The sequence below is a fragment of the Enterobacter sp. CPE_E863 genome, from assembly GCF_046521465.1.
In the GTDB taxonomy this organism is placed as follows: Bacteria; Pseudomonadota; Gammaproteobacteria; order Enterobacterales; family Enterobacteriaceae; genus Enterobacter; species Enterobacter adelaidei.
The window spans coordinates 1770253-1784747 of record NZ_JBKFZX010000001.1 but is presented as its reverse complement, the minus strand read 5'-3'; the positions used below and the strand labels follow the sequence as shown (position 1 = coordinate 1784747).

14 protein-coding genes are annotated in these 14495 nt (G+C 52.0%); 4 read left to right on the top strand and 10 right to left on the bottom strand.

Annotation, left to right across the window (positions count from 1 at the left end; genetic code table 11):
- The first annotated feature begins 3 nt into the window (after window positions 1–3).
- The 3 genes from ACLHV8_RS08790 to lpp all read left to right on the top strand — a co-directional run bounded on the left by ACLHV8_RS08790 (window position 4) and on the right by lpp (window position 3493).
- Window positions 4–1149: a trans-sulfuration enzyme family protein gene (locus ACLHV8_RS08790; protein WP_129324557.1), complete on the top strand. Its 1146-nt coding sequence runs from the start codon at window positions 4–6 to the stop codon at window positions 1147–1149.
- 377 nt (window positions 1150–1526) lie between these two features.
- Window positions 1527–2948 carry a pyruvate kinase PykF gene (pykF, locus tag ACLHV8_RS08785; RefSeq protein ID WP_028017267.1) on the top strand — a complete coding sequence of 474 codons (1422 nt, stop codon included), beginning with the start codon at window positions 1527–1529 and terminating at the stop codon, window positions 2946–2948.
- Between the two features lie 308 nt (window positions 2949–3256).
- On the top strand, window positions 3257–3493 hold the full coding sequence (gene lpp, locus ACLHV8_RS08780; protein WP_001082307.1) for a murein lipoprotein Lpp: 237 nt from the start codon (window positions 3257–3259) through the stop codon (window positions 3491–3493).
- 60 nt (window positions 3494–3553) lie between these two features.
- On the opposite strand, the gene ACLHV8_RS08775 is transcribed toward lpp, so the two are convergent.
- The 10 genes from ACLHV8_RS08775 to ACLHV8_RS08730 form a co-directional block, all read right to left on the bottom strand.
- Window positions 3554–4567, bottom strand: coding sequence for a L,D-transpeptidase family protein (locus tag ACLHV8_RS08775; protein ID WP_208593906.1), 1014 nt, complete (start codon window positions 4565–4567; stop codon window positions 3554–3556).
- 97 nt (window positions 4568–4664) lie between these two features.
- A complete protein-coding gene (gene sufE / locus ACLHV8_RS08770; protein WP_028017265.1) occupies window positions 4665–5081 on the bottom strand; it encodes a cysteine desulfuration protein SufE in 417 nt (138 codons plus the stop codon).
- A gap of 14 nt (window positions 5082–5095) precedes the next feature.
- Window positions 5096–6316 (bottom strand): cysteine desulfurase SufS, encoded by a 1221-nt coding sequence (gene sufS, locus ACLHV8_RS08765; RefSeq protein ID WP_208593905.1) that lies wholly within the window; start codon window positions 6314–6316, stop codon window positions 5096–5098.
- On the bottom strand, window positions 6313–7584 hold the full coding sequence (gene sufD / locus ACLHV8_RS08760; protein WP_049006365.1) for a Fe-S cluster assembly protein SufD: 1272 nt from the start codon (window positions 7582–7584) through the stop codon (window positions 6313–6315). Before sufD ends, sufS begins: the two co-directional genes overlap by 4 nt.
- Window positions 7559–8305 (bottom strand): Fe-S cluster assembly ATPase SufC, encoded by a 747-nt coding sequence (gene sufC, locus ACLHV8_RS08755; protein WP_028017262.1) that lies wholly within the window; start codon window positions 8303–8305, stop codon window positions 7559–7561. Before sufC ends, sufD begins: the two co-directional genes overlap by 26 nt.
- Before the next feature lie 9 nt (window positions 8306–8314).
- Entirely contained in the window at window positions 8315–9805 is a 1491-nt protein-coding gene (gene sufB, locus ACLHV8_RS08750) for a Fe-S cluster assembly protein SufB (RefSeq protein ID WP_208593904.1), read from the bottom strand.
- Window positions 9806–9813: 8 nt separating this feature from the next.
- Entirely contained in the window at window positions 9814–10182 is a 369-nt protein-coding gene (gene sufA, locus ACLHV8_RS08745) for a Fe-S cluster assembly scaffold SufA (protein WP_028017260.1), read from the bottom strand.
- A gap of 461 nt (window positions 10183–10643) precedes the next feature.
- Entirely contained in the window at window positions 10644–11327 is a 684-nt protein-coding gene (locus ACLHV8_RS08740; RefSeq protein ID WP_208593903.1) for a hypothetical protein, read from the bottom strand.
- A gap of 451 nt (window positions 11328–11778) precedes the next feature.
- Complete coding sequence (locus ACLHV8_RS08735; RefSeq protein ID WP_208593902.1) at window positions 11779–12507, bottom strand: MerR family transcriptional regulator; 729 nt, start codon at window positions 12505–12507, stop codon at window positions 11779–11781.
- A 187-nt stretch (window positions 12508–12694) separates the two neighbouring features.
- A complete protein-coding gene (locus ACLHV8_RS08730; RefSeq protein WP_208593901.1) occupies window positions 12695–13915 on the bottom strand; it encodes a diguanylate phosphodiesterase in 1221 nt (406 codons plus the stop codon).
- 340 nt (window positions 13916–14255) lie between these two features.
- Here ACLHV8_RS08730 and ycgZ point away from each other — a divergent pair, with 340 nt between their 5' ends.
- The gene (gene ycgZ, locus ACLHV8_RS08725) at window positions 14256–14495 is read left to right on the top strand and encodes a regulatory protein YcgZ (protein WP_208593900.1); all 240 of its coding nucleotides are present in this window, start codon (window positions 14256–14258) and stop codon (window positions 14493–14495) included.

Below are 14495 nucleotides of genomic sequence, written 5' to 3'. Positions count from 1 at the left end.
ATGATGAAAAACCTGGCTACCTTGAGCGTCCACAGCGGCGAGTTTAACGATCAACATGGCGCCGTTATGCCACCGATTTATGCCACCTCGACGTTTGCGCAACCGTCTCCCGGAGAACATACCGGCTATGAATATTCCCGGAGCGGCAACCCGACTCGCCACGCGCTGGAGACCGCCATCGCCGAACTGGAAGGCGGCACGCGCGGCTACGCTTTTGCCTCCGGTCTGGCGGCTATTTCCACGGTGCTCGAACTGCTGGATAAAGACAGCCATATTGTCGCCATTGATGACGTCTACGGTGGGACGTATCGCCTGATCGAGAACGTGCGCAAGCACAGCACCGGCCTGCAGGTCAGCTGGGTTAAACCGGACGACTTAGCCGGGCTGGAGGCCGCCATTCGCCCGGATACGCGTATGGTCTGGGTCGAAACGCCCACCAACCCACTGCTTAAGCTGGCGGACCTGGCGGCCATTGCAGCTATCGCCCGTCGTCATAACGTCATCAGCGTGGCGGATAACACCTTCGCGTCGCCGGTGATCCACCGTCCGCTGGAATCGGGTTTCGATATCGTGGTGCACTCCGCGACCAAATACCTTAACGGCCACTCTGACGTCGTCGCCGGACTGGCGGTGGTAGGAGATAACCAGGCGCTGGCGGACAAACTTGGCTACCTGCAAAACGCGGTCGGTGGCGTACTGGATCCGTTCAGCAGTTTCCTGACGCTGCGCGGTATTCGCACGCTGGCTTTGAGGGTAGAAAAGCACAGCACCAACGCGCTGGCGATTGCGCAATGGCTGGAGCAACACCCGCAGGTTGAAAAGGTGTTCTATCCCGGCCTGGAATCGCACCCGCAATATTCGCTTGCCCGCACGCAGATGGCATTGCCCGGCGGAATGATTTCTGTTGTCGTAAAAGGCGATGCGCAACGTGCAGCAGAAGTGATTCGCAACCTGAAGTTGTTCACCCTTGCGGAAAGCCTGGGCGGCGTTGAGAGCCTTGTGAGCCAGCCTTACAGCATGACGCACGCCTCGATTCCGCTGGAGCAACGCCTGGCAAACGGCATTGTGCCGCAGCTGATCCGCCTGTCAGTGGGAATTGAAGATCCAAAAGACTTGATTGCCGACCTCAGCCAGGCGCTGAAAAAATAAGCAAAATGCGGCAGGTTAATCCCCTGCCGCCATAAGTTGTCATTATGGCTTAACGCCTTGATAACAATATTATGTGAAACTTCACAGATTATTTCTGAAACACCGTTTCCATTTTCCTTTTAGCTAAAAATCAGCGTATAATGCGCTCCTAATCCCTGGTGAATGGTTTCAGCGCTTGGAATACAAAAAACAACGTACAACTTCTCCTCTCCTTCGTTGGGCTGTCACTCAGGCACACTTTCTTCTGCACGCTCATTTGATGTCTCCTATCCTTAGTGCGTGTCATATACTCTTTTGCAACACAGGTTTGACTCCGCGGCGGTGCGCCCCAGGAGCGAGATTTCCATATCCTTCCCAACTTAAAGACTAAGACTGTCATGAAAAAGACGAAAATTGTTTGTACTATCGGCCCGAAAACCGAATCTGAAGAGATGCTGAGCAAAATGCTGGATGCCGGCATGAACGTGATGCGTCTGAACTTCTCCCATGGTGACTACGCGGAACACGGTCAGCGTATCCAGAATTTGCGCAACGTGATGAGCAAGACCGGTAAAAAAGCCGCGATCCTGCTGGATACTAAAGGTCCTGAAATCCGCACCATCAAACTGGAAGGCGGTAACGACGTCTCTCTGAAAGCGGGCCAGACTTTCACCTTCACTACTGACAAATCCGTTGTCGGCAACAGCGAAATCGTTGCTGTGACCTATGAAGGCTTCACCAGCGACCTGTCCGTCGGTAACACCGTACTGGTAGACGATGGTCTGATCGGTATGGAAGTCACCGCTATCGAAGGTAACAAAGTTATCTGTAAAGTGCTGAACAACGGCGACCTGGGCGAAAACAAAGGCGTTAACCTGCCGGGCGTTTCCATCGCGCTGCCAGCACTGGCTGAAAAAGACAAACAAGACCTGATCTTCGGCTGCGAGCAAGGCGTTGACTTCGTTGCTGCCTCTTTCATCCGCAAACGTTCTGACGTGGTTGAAATCCGTGAGCACCTGAAAGCGCACGGCGGCGAGAAGATCCAGATCATCTCCAAAATTGAAAACCAGGAAGGCCTGAACAACTTCGACGAAATCCTCGAAGCGTCTGACGGCATCATGGTTGCACGTGGCGACCTGGGCGTTGAAATCCCGGTTGAAGAAGTGATCTTCGCGCAGAAGATGATGATCGAGAAATGTGTTCGCGCGCGTAAAGTGGTTATCACTGCAACGCAGATGCTGGACTCCATGATCAAAAACCCACGCCCAACCCGCGCAGAAGCAGGCGACGTGGCAAACGCCATCCTCGACGGTACTGATGCAGTTATGCTGTCTGGCGAATCCGCGAAGGGTAAATATCCGCTGGAAGCGGTGACCATCATGGCCACCATCTGCGAACGTACCGACCGCGTGATGAAAAGCCGTCTGGATTACAATAACGACAGCCGTAAACTGCGCATCACTGAAGCGGTGTGCCGTGGTGCAGTTGAAACTGCAGAGAAACTGGAAGCGCCACTGATCGTGGTTGCCACCCAGGGCGGTAAATCTGCTCGCGCTGTGCGTAAATACTTCCCGGATGCGACCATCCTGGCACTGACCACCAATGAAACCACTGCTCGTCAGCTGGTACTGAGCAAAGGCGTTGTGCCTCACCTGGTGAAAGAAATTGCCTCTACCGATGATTTCTATCGCCTGGGTAAAGAAGTGGCTCTGGAGCTGGTTGATCGTGGCCTGGCTCAGAAAGGTGACGTTGTGGTTATGGTTTCTGGTGCACTGGTACCAAGCGGAACTACCAATACAGCATCTGTTCACGTGCTGTAATAATTCCCGAACGAATTAATTTTGGTAAAAAGCGCCCCTCGGGGCGCTTTTTTTATTCCTGGCATTAGCCAAAGTCATTCAAAATGCAAATCGGGTTTTTCTATTTAATTGCGAATTATCTAAGATGAATCCGATGATAAATGCCTTTTTTTACATAGATTTTTGCCCGAAAAGGGCTGATTCGATGCTTCTTTGAGCGAACGATCAAAAATAGGGGTATTCCCATCAAAAAATATTCTCAACCCAAAAACTTTGTGTAATACTTGTAACGCTACATGGAGATTAACTCAATCTAGAGGGTATTAATAATGAATCGTACTAAACTGGTACTGGGCGCGGTAATCCTGGGTTCTACTCTGCTGGCTGGTTGCTCCAGCAACGCTAAAATCGATCAGCTGTCTTCTGACGTTCAGACTCTGAACGCTAAAGTTGACCAGCTGAGCAACGACGTGAACGCAATGCGTTCCGACGTTCAGGCTGCTAAAGACGACGCAGCTCGCGCTAACCAGCGTCTGGACAACCAGGCTACTAAATACCGTAAGTAATAGTACCTGTTAATAAAATGGCGCACATTGTGCGCCATTTTTTTTGCCTGCATCAAACTGCTACTGCGTCACCTTCTCCCCTTCATCTTCCGCTACGGCAGCAGACGCCTGACTGTTCTGCACCGACAACACGTTATTACTGGCTGATGGCGCGCTACCCGACGATACAACAACCGGGATCCCGGCACGGCGTGACAGGGCCTTATTGATAAGCGTTTTATCACTTCCCGCCTGAGAAACAAATGTCGCAAAGTCTGCGGAGTGCGTGATTGGCGAAACCTGCGGGTTTTCCCCCTCAACCTGCGCCAGCGGACGGTGGACTTCGATATAGCGTTTACCATCCGGTTCGACGGAAAACTTCACGGGCTCATTGATAATCTGTACCCGCGTGCCAACCCGTACCTGTTCAAACAGAGCTTTAATATCCGGGGCGTTCATCCGCATACAGCCAGAGCTGACCCGAAGGCCGACGCTGTCCGGCGCACTGGTGCCGTGGATCAGGTATTCCCCATTACCCACGCCTAAACGCAGTGCAAAGCGTCCTAGCGGGTTATTCGGCCCGGCGGGTACAACCGGAGGTAATTTAATCCCCTGCTCCAGAGAGCGTGCTCTGATGCCCGGTGTTGGTGTCCAGGTAGGATTAGGGATTTTCTGGCTCACCCGCGTGGTCGTAACGGGTGTTTCCAGCCCCAGTTGTCCGATGCCGAGCGGAAAGACCTGAACAATGTTTTCTCCCGGCGGGAAGTAGTAGAGCCGAAGCTCAGCGAGATTCACCACAATCCCCTCGCGGGGCGTATCCGGCAACAGCATTTGCGACGGAATGGTAATAACGGTTCCCGGGGCAGGGTTTATCGGCGCAATAGTATTGTTGGTTTCCAGGATCACCTGGGCTGCAGTATTAAACCGGCGGGCAATAGTCTGCAGCTTATTATCCCCTTCCTGTATGGTGTAGGTTTGATTTTGCCCAATCAGACGACTGCCTGCGGGCGGCAATGGGTAGTCCATCGCGCGGGCCGAATTAAGGGCACCGAGCGAACTGAGGAGTAATAGAGTTATGAGAGACGCGCGCTTCATGCTGAGATTCCTTATTCACTGACAGAACGTCAGAAAGCTGAAAAACCAGCGAGGCGGGAACCACCTCGCGAAACAGAATGAATGCTGTTTTATAAGTCTAGCTAAGGATTGCAGCTTTAGCGCGAATGGCGCGAATCATCGCTTCGAGTCCCTGGGAACGGGAGGGGGTGAGGTGTTGAGTCAGAGCCATTTTTTCAAACCACGGGCGGACATCAAACGCAACAATGTCCTGCGCCGACATCTGGTGATAAAGAATAAACACCACGGCGATAAGCCCTTTTACAATCGCTGCATCGCTGTCGCCGTGCAACTGGATTGTGCCGTCGTGAGTTTGCTCCATCACAATCCACACCTGGCTCTGGCAGCCCTGAATAGTATTCTCCGGGTTATGCGCCTCTTCACTGAGCGGGGGTAAACGCTGTCCCAGCTCAATAATATAGAGATACTTCTCTTCCCAGTTCGCGCAACGCCCGAAGTTACGCAGCAATTTATCTTTATCCGGCAACTCTGCCATATTTTGCCTCTCCGTTAGCCCAGCAGCTGGTGAATACGTTTTAGCCCTGCCACCAGTCTGTCGACCTCTTCCATTGTGTTGTACATCACCAGCGACGCGCGGCACATTGCCGGCACCTGGTAAAACGCCATCAGCGGCATGGCGCAGTGGTGTCCGGTACGGACCGCCACGCCGTAGTTATCGAGAAAACTGCCCACGTCATAGGCGTGGTGTTTCCCGAGATTAAACGCGATCACCCCTTGCCGGTCGGCAGGTCCATAGAGGGTCAGATCCGGCACGCTGGCAAGCTCCGCAAGCGCATAGTGCATCAGCAGCTGTTCGTACTCCTGAATACTATCAAGGCCGATCGCGGAGACATAAGAGACCGCCGCCCCCAGCCCGATAATCCCGCCTGTGTTAGGTGTCCCCGCCTCAAAACGCCACGGCGCACGGGCGTAGGTAGTCCCTTCCGACAGGCTGACGGTGGCGATCATCGACCCGCCTCCTTCCCACGGCGGCATCGCCTGCAGGATGTCCTCTTTCACATACAACACGCCAATCCCCGTTGGGCCATACAGCTTATGCCCGGAGAAGACGTAGAAATCACAGTCCAGCGCCTGAACATCAACCGCGTGGTGCATTACCGCCTGAGCACCGTCAATCAGCACCTTCGCGCCGGTCTGATGGGCTTTCCCGACAATCTCTGCGACCGGGTTTTCCGTCCCCAGTACGTTGGAGACCTGAGTGACCGCCACCAGCCGGGTTTTATCGTCGAGTAATGCGTCAAGCTGCTCGAGCTGCAGCGTCCCGTCTTCATTCAACGGAATGACCCGCAATTGCGCCCCCACACGCTCACAGAGCATCTGCCACGGCACAATATTGGCGTGGTGCTCCATCTGGGTGATGATGATGTTGTCACCTGCGTGGACCTGCGCATTGCCCCAGCTGTTGGCAACAAGGTTGATCCCCTCCGTGGTACCCCGCACAAACACCAGCTCTTCCGGTGACCGTGCATTGAGAAAGGCGGCTATTTGCGTACGCACATTCTCCATGCGTTGAGTCGCTTCAGCACTCAGCGTGTGGATCCCCCGATGCACGGCGGCGTAGCCATGACGGTAGAACTCGGCTTCCGCATCCACCACCTGATTCGGCTTCTGTGCGCTGGCCGCACTGTCCAGGTAGGCCAGAGGAAGACCGTTCACTTCACGGGTCAGAACCGGAAAATCTGCCCGCACTTTCTCTACGGGAAAACTCATACTTCGCCTCCAGGCAGACGCTGACCAATACGGGCCAGCACCTGCTGTTTTAACAGGCCATCGTGCAACGCTTCCGTCAGTTCGGCGGCAAACGCATAGATAATCATTTTCTGCGCCGCCTGCTGGTCGATACCGCGGGAACGCAGGTAGAACATCTGCTCATCATCAATCCGCCCGACCGTCGCACCATGGCTGCATTTCACGTCGTCGGCATAGATCTCCAGTTGCGGCTTGGTATCCACTTCCGCCAGTCGCCCCAGCAGCAGATTGTTATTGGTCATCTGCCCGTCAGTTTTAATCGCGTGTTGCGCCACGTTAATCAGGCCATTAAACACCGCACGCCCTTTGTCGCTGACAATGGTTTTGTGCAACTGACGGCTGTTGCAGTAGCCCTTGTTGTGTTCAAGCCAGGTGCGCGTGTCGCACACTTCCGCTTTGACCGGCATCGCCAGGCTGTTGATGCGCAGCGTGGTGTTTTCACCGTTAAGCTGCGTGCTGGTGTTATGGCGCAGCACGGCGCCACCGAGTAGAAAACTGTGGCTGTAGGCTGCGGCATCCTGACCGAGCAAAATATCGTTATGGGCGAAGTGGTGACTCTGCGCATTCTCAAACGCCAGCTTGATATGGTGAAGATGGGCATTGGCGGCAACGTTCATCGTCAGACGCGATCCGGTAAAGTGTCGGATATCGTTGAGACTGACGTAATGCTCAATCACCGTGGCTTCCGCCCCCTCAGCCAGTTCAAGATGATGGCGGTAGTGAGCCGTGTTGATCTCGTCGCCGTCCAGCCCCTGGGTGATATGCATCAGCAACAGCGGTTTGGCCGGGCGCTGGTTACGCTTCACATGAATATGCGTCACCGACTGCGCCAGACTTTCAGTGAGATGCAGAAACACTTCCGGCTGAACTGCTGTCGTCAGGCTCTGACGATCGTCGTTAATCGCGATGCCGAACCCGCTCTCCTGCGTGTCATCGCTCAGTTCCGGGCGGAACTGACCATCGACAAACACCAGACGCACGGCATCCACACTCAGTGCCAGCGCATCGCGCTGCACCGGGGTGATATCCGCCAGACGGGTGACAAACTCGCCGTTCATCAGGCCATCAAGCGGGGTGTATTTCCAGTTCTCATGCTTTCGCGAAGGCAGGCCGAGACGCAGCATCTGCTGTAAATGTTGCTGCGCTTGCTCAGATCGTGTCTCCCCCTGGGCTTCAAACAGTCTGTGCCACTGCTGGAGCACATTACTGCTGTTCGGTAAGCCAGCCATAACCCTGCTCCTCCAGTTGTTTAACCAGCGTAAAATCACCCGATTTCACAATGCGCCCCTGGTAAAGCACGTGGACGTAGTCCGGCTTGATGTAGTCGAGAATACGCTGATAGTGGGTGACGATAATGAACGAACGCTTACCATCGCGAAGGGAGTTAACGCCGTCAGCGACAATCTTCAGGGCGTCAATATCCAGACCGGAGTCGGTCTCATCCAGAATGCACAACGCGGGTTCCAGAACCGCCATCTGCAGGATGTCGTTGCGTTTTTTTTCACCCCCAGAGAAACCAACGTTAACCGAGCGGGTGAGCAGATCCTCCGGCATTTTCAGCAGTTTGATCTTCTCTTCCATCAAATCCTGGAAATCGAAGCGGTCCAGCGCCTCCAGGCCGCGATACTTGCGCACCGCATTCAGCGCCGTTTGCAGGAAGAACTGGTTACTGACGCCAGGGATTTCTACCGGGTACTGGAAGGCCATAAAGATGCCCTCTCCCGCACGATCTTCCGGGGACATTTCTAGCAGATCTTTGCCGTTAAATTCGACCGAGCCGTGGGTCACTTCGTAATCTTCACGGCCTGCCAGCGTCGCTGAAAGCGTACTTTTCCCGGAACCATTCGGCCCCATGATGGCGTGAACTTCACCCGGTTTGACATCAAAATTGAGGCCACGCAGGATCGCTTTGTCTTCCACGCTAACCTGTAAATCTTTAATACGTAACATGTGCTTTCCTTAACCGACGCTGTGTTCAAGACTAATGGCGAGGAGTTTCTGGGCTTCAACGGCAAATTCCAGCGGCAGTTCAGAGAACACGTCCTTACAGAAGCCGTTCACAATCATCGAAATAGCATCTTCTTCGCTGATCCCGCGTTGCAGGCAGTAGAAGAGCTGATCTTCCCCAATACGCGACGTCGTCGCCTCGTGCTCAAGCTGGGCGGTATTGTTACGACACTCAACGTACGGGAAGGTATGCGCCCCGCATTCCGCGCCAATCAACATCGAGTCGCACTGGGTAAAGTTACGCGCATTGGTGGCCGTCGGCATGATTTTCACCAGACCACGATAGCTGTTCTGGCTGTGTCCGGCGGAGATGCCTTTCGAGATGATGGTCGACCGGGTATTTTTCCCGATGTGGATCATCTTGGTCCCGGTATCGGCCTGCTGATGGCCACTGGTCAGCGCCACAGAGTAGAACTCACCGATGGAGTTATCCCCACGCAGAATGCAGCTCGGGTATTTCCAGGTGATAGCCGAGCCCGTTTCTGACTGGGTCCACGACATCTTGCTGTTTTCACCTTCGCACAGCGCACGTTTGGTCACGAAGTTCAGGATGCCACCGGTATTGCCGTCACCCGGGAACCAGTTTTGTACCGTTGAGTATTTCACCTCGGCATCTTTATGGATGATGACCTCCACTACCGCCGCGTGCAGTTGGTAGCTGTCACGCACCGGGGCGGAACACCCTTCGATGTAACTGACATAGCTGCCCTCATCGGCCACCAAAATGGTCCGTTCAAACTGACCGGTTTTTTCGGCGTTGATGCGGAAATATGTCGAGAGTTCCATCGGACAGCGCACGCCTTTCGGCACATAGATAAAGGTACCGTCAGAGGCCACCGCCGCGTTGAGCGCCGCAAAGAAGTTGTCGTTAGAGGGCACCACGGTCCCAATGTACTTTTTCACCAGTTCCGGGTGCTCGTGAATGGCTTCACCGAAGGAGCAGAAAATGATCCCCTGCTCTGCCAGCTTTTCACGGTAGGTGGTTGCCACTGAGACGGAGTCAAAAATGGCGTCTACCGCCACCTCTTTGCCCTCACGTACGGGCACGCCCAGCTGGTTGAAGGCTTCTTCCACCTCTTTGCTGAGGAAGCTGTTTTCAGCGCCAGTCTGCTGTACTGCGCCAGGCTGAGAGGCACAGGTATCGTCGCAACTGCCGCAGGATGGCGCTGAGTAGTAGCTGTAGTCCTGATAATTCAGCTTGTCATAATGCGCTTTCAGCCAGTGCGGCTCTTCCATCTCCAGCCACGCGCGGTAAGCGCTCAGGCGAAACTCCAGCATCCACTCTGGCTCATTACGTTTCGCCGAGATCGCCCGCACGACATCTTCGTTAATGCCTTTCGCCAGCTCGTCGGTCTGCAGCTGGGTGAAGAACCCCTCTTTATAGTTGAGGTGCCCCCCGCTCCAGGTATTTACTTCACTCGTTGCTTCAGTATTACGAGACATAGTTCCGCCTATACCCCAAAGCTTTCGCCACAGCCGCATTCGTTCTGGGCTTTCGGGTTGTGAAATTTGAACAGCTGGTTTAAACCTTCCCGTACGTAGTCCACTTCTGTACCGTCGATAAAGGGCATGGCCTGCAGCGCGACGTACAATTTTGCGCCGTCGGTCTCGAAGACCAGATCATCTTTCTCGGGTTCGGTGACGGTATCAAGCACGTAGCCGAAGCCTGCGCATCCCGTCTGTTTGACTCCAAGGCGCACGCCGAGGATCTCGGGCTTTTTCGCCACCAGCTCGTGAATATGTGCCGCCGCCGCTGGCGTGAGCGTTAAACCGCGCCAGGTAAAATCGGCAGGATTGAAGGTTTCTGAATGCAGTTCCATAGGTCCACCTCATCTGATTAGCCATCAGGGCATAACACCATGTTAGTGATAACGATTATCACTTCAACCCTCTGGCAGCAGGGGCATTCGGCTAAACCGCCCTTTTTGGCTACTTTTATTAAGCATAGACCCTGTTGCGACAGGCCGGAGGGATGGATTTAATTGTTCAATACATTGATAAATAATGCATTATTCATCCAAAAACACGAAGGAAGAGGAAAAAATAAAATATGCATCGGAAATGCCTATTTTTAAGATAGATTTTTGTCTTGCAGTGAACAACGGGCAGGCAGCATATGTAAGCACCACCCTGGAGATGGCGCTTATTCAATCATACCGAATGGCCTGGCCTGGAAGATTTACACTATATATCGGCAAAATAAAACGTGTTTACACTTCACTATATGCGGGAGGTGCAGAATCAAACAATAAACCCAGTGTATCATAGGCAGGGGGTAAATTTAGATTTTCAACGGCAATGCGCGGACCTTGTCGGCGTGGTCTAAAGAGTTGAGAGGCCTCGGCATAATCTGGTAGGGCATGCAGAAAACGGCTTCGCACCGAACGTTCAAAATGATTGATAAAGGTTTTATGCACAGTGGAATCAAGATAATATTTAGCCACCGTCTGGCTTGGTCTCCTAAATATAACACCCGAACTTCCCCCCAACTTAAGCGATATGCTCTTCTTTTCGTAAGCTTAATTCTAGCTGTAAACCCACCTTCCTTGTTGAGCACAAGTTTTATTGTGCCTTTCAATTTACGGCTATCACTATTATAGAACGCGCTAAATTTGTTATTACTTTGCCAGCCATCTACTAAAATATCTTGTTGGCGCAAAAAATCTTCGAAAAATCCCTTTTGCGCGTTTAAGGCATCTCCTGGAGTAAATGAAGAACCGTCTGTGGCAACTGCTGAAACAACATTTCTACCAACCTCCAAATCCATCATCCCTTCGACTCTGTTCATTGCCTGTCCGGCAACTTCCATTTCTTCAGAGGCTCTGCGAACATTACGCCCAACAAAACCTGCAAAGATGAAAATAAAATCCAGCAATGGACCATGCCCGGATGCATCAGTGTTATTAATGCTATCACCACTGCAATAGGCAAAACCGTTCCCCCCCCCGGCGTCAAATGGGCTCATGTATCCTGGCCAGTAAAACGTTTCAGAATGGGGTTAAAACCACGGTAACCATTTCCCAGAAGATAACTATTGCTTACATCAGAACGCCGCTGGCCTGAATAAAAAATGCTATTTTTCCTCATCCTATATAACCTCATAATTTAATTTATACTCAACCTTAGGAAAAATACTTTGAAAAATACAAACTATCCCCCAAGGATTCCGCCCTGAGAAAAAGCAATCAAAAATACTTACGGTACTGAAGATAAATCCGTGATAGCTAATCGCAGGCTAATGACATTATTTTCCGAAAAAAAGTAGAGTATTGTGCTTAATGAACATCAATTATTCTATTTTTTGTACGCTATTGTATTATGGCATTCGAAATCAACGAACCGACGCCGCTCGATTGACGAAACAGGTCAGGTGATGACGAAATCTAAAGCAAAAAGGCCCTTCCGGACCCCTTAGTTTAAATATGAAACGACACAGAGAAACCCTGTTCACGCCAGTGATCGAGCTGTTCCTGCTGGCGAGGCGTTGGGGATTTCCCCGTCCAGACGAAGATTTTTTGCCCCGGGAAAAGTTCCGGACGCGGTGAGTCAATAGGTTCCGCCAGCACATCAATATGCCAGCCTTTCTGCGATAAGCGTGCGGCCTCAAGCCACAAATGAGTACGGTCCTCGCATTCCCAGCCAATAAGCAGCGCGTCTTTACCCGCTTTCTTGCGGGACTCCGCCAGGCTTGCAATCGCGAATTCAATCAGGACGCCGTCAAGCAGGCTTGCCATGTGACGCACGGTGTTCTGGTCCTGATTCATTCGCTGGCGGACGGGAGAGATGATGTTATCAATCAGTGCATCCAGCGCGTGATCGCGGCGATACTCACCAATTTTGGCGCGCAGCTTTGCCGGGCTGGCATAACGCAGAACGGTCATCATCTCTTCCTGGAATGAAACCCAGTTACCCTGAGTCAGTACGTCCTTGTTTTCCAGTAAGGCTTTGACTTTTCCGACCGAGACGCCGCTTTTCATCAGGCGCTTGATCTCTTCAATACGCAGGATATCTTCATCGTCAAACTGACGATGACCCCCTTCGCTGCGCTGCGGCTTCAACAATCCATAACGGCGCTGCCAGGCACGCAGCGTAACGGGGTTGATACCGCATCGTTCGGCCACTTCGCCGATACTGTAATAGGCCATTAACTCCCTCACGCACAGTACTTCCATACCTAACTACACCAACCTTATCAGATTGTACAACCCATTTGTATAACTAAGACCTCGTTTTAAGCAGGTGAATACGTTACAAGCCATTTACCTGTTAATACATTGTTGTATAAATTTTACCGTTAGTACAGTCACGTCAGTCAAACTGTGTACAGTTTTTTCAGAACTCGTACTTTTTCTCTGGCCACGCAATAGCCGGAATTCCGCCATGTCGCGGGCTGGCAAAAAGGTGTCCCTGAAACTGAGAAATTCCTGCAGACTCCAGCCACATCCACTCTTCAGCCTTCTCCACACCGACCGCACAGAACTGAATTTCAAGGGAAGTACAGCACTTGATGATCGCCTGAATGATGGCCTGTCTGGGGCCGCTTTTGTGCACGTTTGCGACCAGGTCGCGATTAATTTTAATTCTGTCCGGCTGGAACTGTGCCAGTAACTGTAGCCCGGCAAAACCGGCACCAAAGTGATCGATCGTCACACTGATACCCGCACTTTTTAACTGCCTGACCGAATGGGTAAATTCATCGAAACGGGAAATGGCTTCGCTCTCCGTAAATTCCACCACAATTTGCTCGGGCACAAAGCCATTTGCATCAATCGTGGTGAGCAGGAAGTCCACGGCGTTCGGTACGTTAACCAGCGTCATAGGCAGCAGGTTGAGGGATAATGTCTGGTCCTGTAGCCCCAGCGCGCTGGCCATTGAGAGCGCCACCTGCTTGCTGTGCAAATCAGACGCATACATTTCCTCACGCGGTCGGTTAGCGAAGTAGACCCCAGGAGCATTGCCGTCAGGGGTGCGGAGAAGCGCCTCCCAGGAGACGACCTGCTGCATGAACGGATCGACGATGGGTTGAAACGCAAAACTGCAGTCCGCTCCTTTTGCCACCACCTCAGGTTGCGCGGATAGCGGTGTTTCTTCGGGGATAAAATCCCATGAATCCGCCGGAGGCAATTCAAAATAGTTGGCTTTCTCAGTGGCCTCGACAAAGGTGCGGAAAAACTGCAAAGGACGGTCATTGTACGTCAACTGATAACGCGTGGTGCCTTTGTTAAGCACCTGCTGAAGTACCTCCTCCCTGTCGAACTGGCGCAAATCAAACAGCTCCATACCCACGTTGCCAAAACGTCGGGTCGGCCCGTGATCGCGCATCAACTCCACCACGTTATGGTGACGTGCGTCCTTACAGATCTGCTCATAGATTGACGAAACGTGTTCCACTGGCCCTTCGAGCAATTGAAAAAAATGTGTGCCGTTAAACAGCAAGATCCCCGTGACATTGGATTGCCGATTTTTACTATTTGCAGCAGCGACCATTTTTTCCAGCGCTTTCACTGGAACGTCCTCGCAGATATGACTGCGGTAAATGATGGTTGTAAGCATGCTATTCCTGGGGGGTTAGGGTTATGACCACAAAAACATGTGGATAAGGATCTGTTATAGCACATTAATTGCCTGACAAATAATTTACACCTCAATCATTTACGCCATTTAATGACTCCATTTTCTGCTCTGTACAACTTAACAGTGCCGCTCTGATTTGTACAATATATCTTGTAGAGTTACCATTTTGTGGCATGCAAACAACCCATTGAAATAGTTATAATTAATAAAAAATATCACAAATAAATCCAAAATCTGTACATTTTTAATGTACAGATTTGAGAATTGTGTATACCTTAAATGTAACGTTACTGATTACGAATTTTTACAGGAGTGAAACATGCAACAGAACGGTTATGTCGCAGATTCGGCAGCAGCGATTGCACAGTACTTCGAAAAAGCCGCACTTCCTACTCAGCAGGAAACATTGGGTCAGGTCGTGGTTGAAATTCTTAGCGACGGGCGAAACCTCAATCGCAAAGCGCTCTGTACCAAACTGTTAAGCCGCCTCGAAAGAGCCGATGGCCCGGAAGGGGAACAACATTATCACATGCTGCTTGGTCTCCTCTTCGAGCGGTAA